This is a genomic window from Imbroritus primus, assembly GCF_964332355.1.
GTDB classification, from domain to species: Bacteria; Pseudomonadota; Gammaproteobacteria; order Burkholderiales; family Burkholderiaceae; genus Imbroritus; species Imbroritus primus.
This window is the reverse complement of the sequence record NZ_OZ201293.1, coordinates 999549-1011226: the sequence shown is the minus strand read 5'-3', so window position 1 is coordinate 1011226 and position 11678 is coordinate 999549. Positions and strand designations below refer to the sequence as shown.

The 11678-nt window shown below is 62.7% G+C and carries 7 protein-coding genes and 3 tRNA genes; 3 read left to right on the top strand and 7 right to left on the bottom strand.

What is annotated here, in order from left to right:
* Positions 1-756: 756 nt before the first annotated feature.
* Entirely contained in the window at positions 757-2511 is a 1755-nt protein-coding gene (locus ACQ3C8_RS04615) for a hypothetical protein (RefSeq protein WP_428852628.1), read from the top strand.
* Positions 2512-2708: 197 nt separating this feature from the next.
* On the opposite strand, the gene ACQ3C8_RS04610 is transcribed toward ACQ3C8_RS04615, so the two are convergent.
* Together ACQ3C8_RS04610 and ACQ3C8_RS04605 are read right to left on the bottom strand one after the other, a co-directional pair.
* Positions 2709-2782 (bottom strand) — tRNA-Cys (locus tag ACQ3C8_RS04610).
* A gap of 318 nt (positions 2783-3100) precedes the next feature.
* Positions 3101-3901, bottom strand: coding sequence for an AraC family transcriptional regulator (locus ACQ3C8_RS04605; protein WP_428852627.1), 801 nt, complete (start codon positions 3899-3901; stop codon positions 3101-3103).
* A 368-nt stretch (positions 3902-4269) separates the two neighbouring features.
* Between ACQ3C8_RS04605 and leuA the strand changes: the two genes are divergently transcribed.
* The gene (gene leuA / locus ACQ3C8_RS04600; RefSeq protein WP_428852626.1) at positions 4270-5976 is read left to right on the top strand and encodes a 2-isopropylmalate synthase; all 1707 of its coding nucleotides are present in this window, start codon (positions 4270-4272) and stop codon (positions 5974-5976) included.
* A gap of 90 nt (positions 5977-6066) precedes the next feature.
* Here the strand turns inward: leuA and ACQ3C8_RS04595 are convergent, their stop codons facing one another.
* The 5 genes from ACQ3C8_RS04595 to uvrC all read right to left on the bottom strand — a co-directional run bounded on the left by ACQ3C8_RS04595 (position 6067) and on the right by uvrC (position 10194).
* Positions 6067-6636, bottom strand: coding sequence for an AAA family ATPase (locus ACQ3C8_RS04595; protein ID WP_428852625.1), 570 nt, complete (start codon positions 6634-6636; stop codon positions 6067-6069).
* Between the two features lie 399 nt (positions 6637-7035).
* Positions 7036-7111 (bottom strand) — tRNA-Gly (locus ACQ3C8_RS04590).
* 64 nt (positions 7112-7175) lie between these two features.
* A tRNA-Gly gene (locus ACQ3C8_RS04585) sits at positions 7176-7251 on the bottom strand.
* A 143-nt stretch (positions 7252-7394) separates the two neighbouring features.
* Positions 7395-7967: a CDP-diacylglycerol--glycerol-3-phosphate 3-phosphatidyltransferase gene (gene pgsA / locus ACQ3C8_RS04580; RefSeq protein ID WP_009522136.1), complete on the bottom strand. Its 573-nt coding sequence runs from the start codon at positions 7965-7967 to the stop codon at positions 7395-7397.
* 118 nt (positions 7968-8085) lie between these two features.
* On the bottom strand, positions 8086-10194 hold the full coding sequence (gene uvrC / locus ACQ3C8_RS04575; RefSeq protein WP_428852624.1) for an excinuclease ABC subunit UvrC: 2109 nt from the start codon (positions 10192-10194) through the stop codon (positions 8086-8088).
* 188 nt (positions 10195-10382) lie between these two features.
* Here uvrC and earP point away from each other — a divergent pair, with 188 nt between their 5' ends.
* Complete coding sequence (earP, locus tag ACQ3C8_RS04570) at positions 10383-11573, top strand: elongation factor P maturation arginine rhamnosyltransferase EarP (protein ID WP_428852623.1); 1191 nt, start codon at positions 10383-10385, stop codon at positions 11571-11573.
* The last annotated feature ends 105 nt before the right edge of the window (positions 11574-11678 follow it).

Sequence of the window (11678 nt, the reverse complement as noted above, 5' to 3'; positions counted from 1 at the left end):
ATCCCTCGGCGCAAGCCATACGGGTTCGATTCCCGTCCCAGGTACCAAACGTCAGGTTTTTACCGCGAGGCTGGACAAGCGGCTCCTTTCTTCCTGCGGTGGGACGCTTGCTCTTGCCATCACGATTCGCCTGTCGGCTCGCCCACATACTTTCGCGTCTTATCAATAAGATCATTGCTTACCCCCACAGGATGGCAGCCGACAGGGGGGCGTGATCTTTCTCCTCCACCTTGCTTCAGCACAGCTTTTCTCGGCAGCAATGCGGGCATATCGGGGCAATCAAGATCGGGCTTCGCATGCCCGAATCAGTTCTTGAAATTTGCCTGGCCAACACTGCAATCTCTCTTCCTCTAGTCATAAGTCGGCGCAATGACCATCAGTCTCATCGCCCATAACACGTTGATGGCATTGGGTTTCCATCCAATCAAGAGCAGTCGCTAAAAAATATTTCATCGGGACTGAATCGCCCGAGCAAGTGTCAGCGGGATGATCACGCCATCGACCGTCAGCACGCCTCTTCCAACCACGCCGCCCGCCAACATCGCCAAACCGTCCGCTAGCCCGGCGGCAGCCGCGATCCCATACGTTACACAAAGCACTGGGTTGCATGCACCGTAACCGCCCAAACGGGTGATAGCTTCGCCATATCGCATCAGCTACTTTTCCCTTGGCGAACACCTTGGCAATCCTTTTGCTGACCAAGGCCTCTCCTGTAATCGCTTGTCGTAGGTCAAAAACAACTAGATTGAGGATGACATGAAACTGAAAGCGTTTGGATTGACTGCGGCGGCCCTCTCGGCCGCAGCCTTGGTAGCTGCATGTGGCGGCGGCGGTGGCGAGACCCCGGTTGCCCCCGCACAGGCCAGCCTGCAATTGTCCGGTGTCGCCGCGACCGGCCTGGCGATGGCCAGCAGCGCCGTGGACGTGAAATGCGCCTCCGGCACCGGAACGGCGACGACCAACGCGTCCGGCGGGTACACCGTCACGGTCACCGATGGCGCCCTGCCCTGCATCGTCAAGGTGACTGGCCAGGTCAATGGTGTGGACGTGACGCTGCACTCGCTCGCCCAGGCCGGCACGGCCAGCGGCTCGACCACGACTGCCACCGCCAACGTCACCCCACTGACCGAGATGATCCTGGCACGCGCCGTCGGCACCCTGCCATCCGATCTGTTCGCCAATTTCGGTTCGGGCAGCGCTGTCACCAGCACCGCGATCACCCAGGCCAGCACCGACATCCTGACCGCGCTAAGCACCGCCGCGGGCGTAGACCTGACCACGATCGACCCATTCAACACGCCCCTGGTGGCGGCCACCTCTGCCAATCCCTCGGGCGGCAACAACTATGACAAGCTGCTCGACCAACTGGGCACCGTTGTGAGTTCTGCAACACTGGCACAGGTCGTAAGCCAGATCGCCAGCACGACGGGCAGCGGCGCACCGACTACCCTGAGCGAGGTCGTGACGAATATCTCCAAGGGTTCGCTGGCAGGCTGCCCACAGGCGCTGAGTGGCAAGTACCGCATCATCGACTACATCGGCGCGTCCGATGTGGTCGAGATCGATTTTGGTGCCGGACTGCTCAAGGCAGCCGACGGCGACCATGCCATCACGCCAAGCAGCCAGGCATGCGAGTTCGATGTCGCCGGAAGTGTCCTGACCACGGTAATGATCGGGCCGGCCGGCGCCGGTGTCACCCGTGATGCGGAACGTGTGGGCTTTATTTTCCCGGTACAGGCGCACAACTTTGCTTCGGTACAGGGTAAGTGGGAGTTCCTGGAAAGCGGCGTCGAGGAGGCATCCTCCAATAACGCCGCACGTCACTGGGTTGGTGAAATGACCATCGCCTCGGACGGCAAGGTCACCGTGTGCGACTACGATGTTCCGGCGAACAATTTCAGCGCCTGCGCGGTCGACACCGACGAAGCCGCCACCCTCCAGGCGAACTCCGACGGCACCTTCAGCCTGCAGTACGGCAGCGGGTCATCGCCTGTCTACGGTTTCCGCGCACCGAACGGCGCCCTGACGCTGTTCGGCACCAACAACCCGAGCGGCAGTCTTGCCCCCGAGGTGCTGAAGTCGAGCTTCGTGCTGACGCGCCCGAACACGATCAGCGCTGCACCGGTTGGAACCGAGTCGAAGTTCTGGGATGTGACTCAGAACGTTGTGCTCGACAGCGGCAACAACACCGTGCTGAACCCAGGGGGAGATCCGAGCCTCAATACCGGCACGATCGCACGCAACTCGACCGTCATCACGGCTTCGACCGAGACGACGATCACACGCAAGCTGACGAGCAGCGGCAGCGACAACGGCCGCGTCGACACGCTGACGCTGAACAACCCGATCCCGGGCATGCGTTCGCGGCCGCAGGGCGTGGATAACAGCACCGGCACGCCGATTCCCTACAGCGCCATCATCAGCCGCGGTTTTCAAGGGACGGGCATCAGCATTGCCCTGGACAACCGCGTCGATAGGCACTTCATGTCCTATAGCGTGACCCGGCCATAAGCTAGTCCAACGACGCAAGACCCCGCCCTGAACCGACCATCCGATGCTGGACGGTCGGTGCGGTGGCTAAGGGCCTGGGTTCGGTGCAACACCGGGCCCAGGCCCTTTACGTTTGAATCTGATGCGATAAGCCGGACATTCGCAGGCCGGAATGCGGCGGGTATAAAAAAAGCCCCCGACGGGGGCTTTTCTGAAACTGGAGGCGGGGGTCGGAATCGAACCGGCGTCCACGGCTTTGCAGGCCGCTGCATAACCACTCTGCCACCCCGCCAGGTGACGCTGCCTGTGCACGAAATCGCACGACGAGGCGCATTGTAACTGCAAGCGGAAATTCGTGCAGGGCACGCCTTCGCTCCTTCACCCGCAGTCAACATGCATCCCGGCAAACCGGGAAGCCACGACTGCAAACAAAAAGGGAAGCGCAACATCTCGCTTCCCTTGGGGAGCGGAACAGGATCTGGGCTGCGAGCCCAACCCATTGATTCACAAAGGGTTTTTCCTGTCCTCCGCGACAGAATGGACGCAATTATGTCGTTGTTTGCGCGGCGCGTCAAGCAAATTGTGCCAAATCTCGCCCCCGCCCCATGATTCAGGCCGTTTCCGTGCGGTAGAAACGTGACGGCGGCATGCCGAACTGGCGCTTGAAGGCGGCGGCATAGGCGCTCTGGTTGTCGTAGCCATGGCGGAATGCCACCTCCAGCACAGGCAATCCCTGCGCAAGATCTTCCAGCGAATGGAGCAGGCGGGCATGCTGCCGCCACCGGCCGAACGGCACGCCCGTCGCATCGAGAAAGCGCCGATGGAAGGTCTTGGAACTCGTGGCCAGCTGCCGCGCCCACGCCTCTGCCGTGGCGGGTGCATCCGGCGCTTCGATGAGCATGGTGCACACCCCGGCGATACGCGGATCATTGGGCCACGGCAGGTAGAACGGCAACCGCGGGACAGCCGCCAGCTCATCGAGCAGGCAATGCATCAGGCGTCCGGCGCGGCTATCGGGACGATAGTCGAGCGGTAATCGGGTCGCGGCAACAATCAATTCACGCAACAGCGGCGAGATGCTGATCACACCGTTTTCCGCAGGAAGATCGGCAACGGCCCGAGGATCGATGAACAGGCTGCGCATCTGCGCTGCCCCCCGCATCTCCACCGCATGCTCCGCGCCGGCACACAGCCAGACACCACGGTGCGGCGGTACGATCCACCGGCCATTCCCGGCCATCACGGTGAGCACGCCTTTCACGGCATACAGCAATTGCGCACGCCCATGGCGGTGGGGTGGAATGCGGCTACCCGCCGGGTAGTCCACGGCGATGCCGGCCACGGGCACGCTTGCCGTTTCATATGGAGACAGGTCTGGCACCGGCCCGGACACAGCTCCTGGCGCAGGCACGGCCGTCTCGGCGGATTGGAATGGTCGGGGACGAGCCATGCGCAAGTGGCCAGCGTGGGATGATGTTGTCCATTTTACGACAATATCCGTCTATCTATGTTGATACAGACAGACGACGATCCTCTATGCTGTGCACATCGCCTGACCATCTCGCTTTCAGCCAGCTGCCTCCCGTGACCGCGCGCCCGACCGTCCTCCTGCTATCGCTACCCCTGCCTCTCGGCCGGGGTCTGCACGCGTGCGCGCCATGTCTGACTGACTCCTGATTCCCCCAGCCCCGGCCTCGACCAGCTTTCCACATGGATGCCCACAGGAAAGCAGGGGAATCGACTGCTGTCCTTTCCCATTGCTCCAGATCGAGGCCCCATATGCTGAACCGACCCGAGACCAAGTACCGCCCTTTTCCGCCCATTCCGCTGACCGACCGGCAATGGCCTTCCCGGACCATCACGAAGGCGCCAGCCTGGTTGTCTACCGACCTGCGCGACGGCAATCAGGCCCTGTTCGAGCCGATGAACCGCGAGCGCAAGCTGTGCCTGTTCCATGAACTGGTCCGGCTTGGCTTCAAGGAGATCGAAGTCGGTTTTCCGTCAGCATCGCGCACGGATTTCGAGATCGTCCGGCATCTGATCGACGCGGGACATATTCCCGACGACGTCACGCCCATGGTCATCACGCAGCTGCGCGAGGACCTGATCCGCGAAACCGTCCACAGCGTGCGCGGGGCGCGGCGCGCCATCGTGCACCTCTACAACGCCGTGGCCCCGGTGTGGCGGCGCGTGGTGTTCGACATGTCGGTGAGTGAAATCGTTGCGCTGGTCGAACATCATGTACAGCTCCTCAAATCCCTGACGGCGCAGCATCCGGAAACCGAGTGGGTCTTGCAATATTCACCGGAAACATTCTCGATGGCGGAGCTGGAGGTCTCACTGGAAGTCTGCAATGCCGCCATCCACACCTGGGATGCTGGGCCGTCGCGTCCCATGATCATCAATCTGCCGACGACCGTCGAAGTTGCCACCCCCAACGTCTTTGCCGACCAGATCGAATGGATGCATCGCCGGCTGGACCGGCGCGAATACATCACGCTCTCGGTTCATCCGCACAATGACCGCGGAACCGGCGTGGCCTGCGCCGAGCTGGCGCTGATGGCGGGTGCGCAGCGTGTAGAAGGCTGCCTGTTCGGCAACGGCGAGCGCAGCGGCAATCTTGATGTGGTCACGCTGGCGCTCAACCTGTACACGCAGGGCATCGACCCCGCGCTCGATTTCTCCGACATCGCCGCAGTGGCACGCATTGCGGAGGACTGCACTGCGCTGCCCATCCATCCGCGCCATCCGTACGTGGGCGATCTCGTGTTCACGGCATTCTCGGGCTCGCACCAGGACGCCATCGCCAAAGGTTTCGCGGCACAGCAGCCGGACGGCTTCTGGGAAGTGCCCTACCTGCCCATTGACCCGCAGGATCTCGGGCGGACGTATGACAGCATCGTGCGCATCAATGGGCAATCGGGCAAAGGCGGTATCGCCTATCTGCTGGAACGCGACCACGGCATCGCCATGCCGCGCCGCATGCAGGTCGAGTTCAGCGCCGTGGTGCAGCGGCATGCCGACAGCAGCGATACCGAGATCGACAGCGCAACACTGTGGAGCATCTTCCAGGAAACCTATGCGCCACCGCTGCGCCGGGGGGCATTCCGCTATCACGCACATGCCTTGCATGACACCGGCAAGGGACAACGTATCGAACTCCAGCTGCGCGAGGTGGATGGCACGATCCGCCATCTCCACGGCACCGGCAACGGCCCGCTCGCGGCTGCCGTCGATGCGCTGCGTATCGTGCTGGGCGGTGCGCTGCGCGTCGACAGCTACGAACAGTGGAGTCTGGGCGCTGGCGCGGAGGCTCAGGCAATTGCCATCATCGAACTGGCCTCGCCGGAGATCGCCGGTACGCGTTTCGGCGTGGGCCAACATGAGAATATCGTGACGGCGTCGATCCTCGCGTTGCTGTGCGCGTGCAATCGCCTGCATGAGGCCGGCATGCCGATCGCACGCGCCATGACCCAGGCAGGCTGAATCCGGGGTGCGCGGCGTCGGCCGCGCACCCCGGCAAGACGGGACTCAATTCTGCCGCCAGCCCCGACTGGCGCTCCGCACTCTCCGCCATCAACGCATGGGGCGTAGCGTCGGATTGGCAAGAACCTCAAGTAACCAATCGGCACGCGCGCCCGCGTCGCACTGCGGCAATGTGACAACCCGGTAACCCAACCGTGGGTATACCGCACACAGGCGCTCATACTCGGCCTTCGCAGCGGCAAAGTCATGCCGCCGCTCAGCATCGGCTACATAGATCTCCGGCCAGGGCGGCGAAAGAAATACTGTAGCGTGATACCGGCAATCAACGGCAGCCATCCCCGCCGCGATACCCAGATGCTCCAGACCGGTCACTGCATCAACGACGCTCCGATCGAAGAACACTAGGTGGGGCGCGTACCGATGTGCCATGAAATCGTCGACTGCCAATGCAAGTACCTGCTGCAGGAACATGCCTAGATCGACCCAGGGTAGCGCCTTGCCGCCGGCGGCCAACTCCTGCTGCACGACGCGACGGCCGGCCTCCGGCACGACTGCATGGCCACGTCGGGCCAGTACCTCCAGCAATGTCGATTTGCCGCTGCCGGAACAGCCGGAAATAACGACGCAGTGGTGGTGATCGAACGTGGAAACATGATCCATGTGGGAGTATCCAGATGAGCTTGAACGCGGCAACGCATCCGCAAGACCAGCGTACCGAGCTACGGCCGCCAATGGCCAGCGGCATTTTTGCCAGGCAGCCAAGTGGCTCAGGCACGTGCAACGCCAGAATACCTGCGGGGAGGGAAAGCCGGGCGGCAGGACAACACTGCGCCGCCGTCAATCGGTTGTGGAAACGGAGCAGCACAATGCTGCACACCGGATGTCGGTGAGACGGGGGAAGCAGTCAGCTGAATCCAGACACGGACGCAAGAAAGCCAGCCGGAGCGGAAAATACCAGGGGAAACGCAGGACAACAGGAGGAAAAAGCGGAAACCGGCGCAATCCGGGCACACTTCACGCAGTGCGGCGCAAAGCCGCGGGGCAAGTGTGTAGAAAGACTGGAGCGGGAAACGAGGCTCGAACTCGCGACCTCAACCTTGGCAAGGTTGCGCTCTACCAACTGAGCTATTCCCGCGTGGTCTGGCAATACGCCTGCAAAATCACCAGTTGAGAGCAACCGGCAATACACGTTGTAGAGATGGAGCGGGAAACGAGGCTCGAACTCGCGACCTCAACCTTGGCAAGGTTGCGCTCTACCAACTGAGCTATTCCCGCAGGGTCCCGTACAACGGTACCGGCAAAAAAGTCATGACTGACTTGCTACCGGCTTTGCTTTCGCATCACATGGCTGCGATGCGAGAACGAGATTATGGCAAAAAGCGGCACCACTCGTCAAGCGCCGTTTTGCAAAATCCACTTCAGCGGCTGCGCTCACGGATCTGCGGCCAGGCCAGCTTCATGTAATAGAACATGGAATACAGCGTCAGCACGGCGGCGGCGTAGATCATCCAGGTACCGATCCGCGCCGTATCCAGCGTGCCGACAGGGTCATGCCACAGCAGCAGCGGAATAGCCGTCATCTGACAGGCAGTCTTGAGCTTGCCGAAAAAATTGACCGCCACGCTCTTGGACGCGCCGATCTGCGCCATCCATTCACGCAATGCCGAAATCGTCAATTCGCGGCCGATGATGATCAGGGCGATCAGGTCCGAGACCCGATCGAGCGCGAGCAGCGACAGCAAGGCGGCCACGACCATCAGCTTGTCGGCGACTGGATCGAGGAAAGCGCCGAACGAGGAGGTCTGGTTCCAGCGGCGTGCGAGAAAACCATCGAGCCAGTCCGTGACCGCGGCGATCACGAAGAAGCCTGCCGCGAAAACATTCTGGAGATGCGGCGCCAGCACCGACTCGGGAAGATAAAACACGCCGACCACGAGCGGGATAAGCGCCACACGCAGCCATGTCAGCAGGATCGGAAGATTCAGGGGCATGGTGGTTCGTCAGAAGATGGCCTGCGCCGGGAGCAGCACAAATGCGCAGCACAGGCATTGTCGCCGATTTCGGCACGGCCGCCCACCCCGGTAGCCGGGTGGGCGGCAATTCCCATGTTCAATGCAACTGCCGGTAGATTTCCTCTGCCAGCGTAAACGAGATGCCTTCCACGCTCGCAAGTTCCTCGATACTGGCCGCGACCACGCCCCGCAACCCGCCAAAGCGCGCCAGTAGCCGCTGACGCCGCTTGGCACCCACCCCTTCGATATCCTCGAGCCGTGAGGTGGTGCGCGCCTTGGCACGCTTGGCGCGCATGCCGGTAATGGCAAACCGGTGCGCCTCATCACGGATCTGCGCCACCAGCATCAGCGCCGCGCTGCCGACACCGAGCTCGAGCGCAGGACGGCCATCAGCAAAGACCAATGTCTCCAGCCCGACCTTACGTCCCTCGCCCTTGGCGACGCCGACCAGCAAGCCAATATCGAGGCCGAGCGCCTCGAAGACCTGGCGCGCGATCTCGACCTGCCCCTTGCCCCCGTCGATCAGGACGATATGCGGCATGGCAGGCAGGGGGGGCACGGCCGGCTCATCGCTGAGGGGCTCAGCAGGCGTACTTGGGACGCACGTTTCCGCGTCCTTCTCCAGGGTGTCTCCAGTTTGTGCTTCCGCCGGGACCGCCGCATTTTCTTGTGGTACGTCTTCTGCCTGCTTTACAGCCTCTCCATCCGCATCCGACACCGCCGGCGCTTCCGCCAGCATCTCCGCAAGCTTCTGATAGCGCCGCGTCAGCACTTGCCGCATCGCCGCGTAATCGTCCCCGGGGATGATGCCGTTGATATTGAAGCGTCGATACTCGGACGGTTGCATGGCATGGCTGTGATACACCACGCACGATGCCTGCGTGGCCTCGCCAGCGGTGTGGCTGATATCGAAGCATTCGATCCGCAGTGCTGCCAGGTCCTCCAGCTCGATGCCGACCAGCTCGGCCAGCGCCCGGGTCCGGCCCTGCTGGCTGCCCTGCTCGGCCAGCCGGCGCGCCAGGGATAGCTCCGCGCCCTTGAGCGCCATCTCCAGCCAGATCCTGCGCGCACCCTGCGGCTGCCGCAGGAGCGTGATACGCCGCCCAGCCTGCTCGGTCAGCGCCCGGACCAGCTCTGTACCTTCCGGGGCATGGCTGACGACAATCACCGGCGGTACGAACTGACCAAGGTAATGCTGCGCCATGAAGGCTTCCAGCACATCGCTGGCAAGGCGGTCCTCCACGGATTGTGCTTGTGCATCGGGCTGTGCCTCTGCATCACTACCGACATCGGCCACACCTTCGATATGGGCTGGAAAGTACGCCTTGTCACCAAGATGACGGCCACCGCGAATCATGGCGAGGTTGACGCACGCGCGTCCGCCCCGCACCACCACGGCCAGCACGTCGATGTCGCTGGCGGTGCCGACCTCCTCCACCGCCTGCCGCTGCAGCACGTTCGACAGGGCAGAGATCTGGTTGCGCACCGCAGCCGCCTGCTCGAACTCGAGGCGGCCGGCATGGTCCTGCATCTTCTGCTGCAACGCTTCGATAACTTCACCCTGGCGGCCCAGCAGGAAGCGCGCCGCATGATCGACATCGCGCGCATAATCTTCCTGGCTGATGGCCTTTACGCAAGGCGCAGTGCAACGGTGGATCTGGTGCAGCAAACACGGCCGCGTGCGGTTGTTGAACACCGTATCCTCACAGGTCCGCAGCTGGAAGACCCGCTGCAGGATCTGCATGCTTTCACGCACCGCCGTGGCGCTGGGGAATGGCCCGAAGTACTGGTGGCGTCGGTCTGTCGCGCCACGGTAATAGGCCATGCGCGGAAATGCATGCTGCGTCAGGCGCAGGTAGGGATATGACTTGTCGTCGCGGAACAGGATGTTGTAGCGCGGCGTCAGCGCCTTGATCAGGTTGTTCTCGAGCAACAGTGCCTCGGCCTCCGTTCGCACCACGGTGGTCTCGATGGCAGCAATTTTCGCCACCATCATGGCGATGCGGGGCGACAGCTGGGTTTTGTTGAAATAGCTCGAGACACGCTTCTTCAGGTCGCGCGCCTTGCCGACATACAGTACGACTCCGCCCGCGTCGAGATAGCGGTAAACGCCCGGCAGGTTCGGCAGCCGGGCGATGACGGCCTTCGGGTCGAACGGTGTGGCAGGTGGCGAAGCCGCGGGAGTGTCTTGGTCCGGCATGGTCATGTCTGTTGCAATCCGGTCTCGCGTGGCACCATGCATGGCTCGGGGTTGTACGCCCATGCAGTTCCGTCACGCTTTGATCAGAGATGAGGGCTTTCCTCTAGAATCGCAAGTGTAGAGGAATTTGCCCCAGCACAGCCGCCCCCCCATAGCTTCCGACCCGAACCGTTCCGCCCCGATCGCCCGCCCGCATGCATTCCTCCCTCACCTGCGACCTCTTCTGCACCGTCGTTGATAACTACGGCGACATCGGCGTGTGCTGGCGGCTGGCACGCCAGCTCGTACAAGAGCATGGCTGCATCGTGCGCCTGTGGGTGGATGACCTCACGGCATTTCATCGCCTGTGCCCGGAGATCGATGTTCAAGGGCAACATCAGAGAATTGCCGGCGTGGACATCCTGCACTGGGACCGTGATGCGGCAGCGCTGCCCGCGCAGTGGACGCCGGGCGAGATGGTCATCGAAGCGTTCGCCTGCGACCTGCAGCCGGGCGTGCTGGATGCCATGGCACGCCAGCCGCACCCGCCCGTGTGGCTCAATCTCGAGTATCTGAGCGCCGAGCCGTGGGTGCGTGAACATCATGCCCTGGCCTCGCCGCATCCGCGCCTGCCCCTGGTACGGCACTTCTTCTTTCCCGGCTTCGAGCCGGGCACCGGCGGCCTGATTCATGAAACCGGGCTGGAACAGCAACAGCAAGCCTTCGGGACAGGCACGGCTGGGCGCCAGCGCCTGTGGCATCAACTCGGCATCGCGCCGCCGCCCGCGGACGCATGCCTGGTCAGCCTGTTCGCCTATGCCAATCGCGCCTTGCCATCCTTGCTGGAACAATGGCGCATCGCGCCACAGCCCGTGGTCTGCCTGGTGCCGGAAGGGCTGGCGGCGACGCAGATCGGTCAACTGCTCGGTGCACCAGGGCAAGCCATGCAGCCTGCAAGCGGTGTGGCCAATTGCCCGACAGGCTGGCAAGGCGGCAATCTCACCATCCTGCCGATTCCGTTCGTCCGCCAGGAGCGCTACGACGAACTGCTGTGGGCTTGCGACGTGAATTTCGTACGCGGCGAGGATTCCTTCGTACGCGCCCAATGGGCGCGCAAGCCGTTCGTCTGGCAGATCTACCCGCAGGCAGAAGAGGCGCACATCGAGAAGCTGGATGCATTTCTCGCCCGCTACCTGGCACTGCTGCCCGCCCGCGAAGCGGATGTCGTGCGCAATACCTGGCATGCCTGGAACGATCCCGTGCATCATCCAGCACTTGATTGGGCAGCCTTTTACGCTACGCTCGCCACCCAGCGCGCCGCAGCGGCGGCCTGGGCCGCACGGCTGCTGGCATTGGGCGATCTCGCTGCAAACCTCGTGGCATTTTGCGAAAACCGGTTAAAATAGCGGGTTGACTATCGGGGACTTACGTTCCGGCCAGCGCACGCGACATGTGGCGCACGGGCGACTGGGAGCAGCCCCCGCGATGGAAGATGCCAGACCGGTCCTCGA

Coding starts and splice junctions, on each gene's coding strand:
- uvrC (WP_428852624.1), bottom strand. CDS start 10,194: ATGACCATGCCGGACCAAGACACTCCCGCGGCTTCGCCACCTGCCACA.
- ACQ3C8_RS04595 (WP_428852625.1), bottom strand. CDS start 6,636: ATGGATCATGTTTCCACGTTCGATCACCACCACTGCGTCGTTATTTCC.
- ACQ3C8_RS04615 (WP_428852628.1), top strand. CDS start 757: ATGAAACTGAAAGCGTTTGGATTGACTGCGGCGGCCCTCTCGGCCGCA.
- earP (WP_428852623.1), top strand. CDS start 10,383: ATGCATTCCTCCCTCACCTGCGACCTCTTCTGCACCGTCGTTGATAAC.
- leuA (WP_428852626.1), top strand. CDS start 4,270: ATGCTGAACCGACCCGAGACCAAGTACCGCCCTTTTCCGCCCATTCCG.
- pgsA (WP_009522136.1), bottom strand. CDS start 7,967: ATGCCCCTGAATCTTCCGATCCTGCTGACATGGCTGCGTGTGGCGCTT.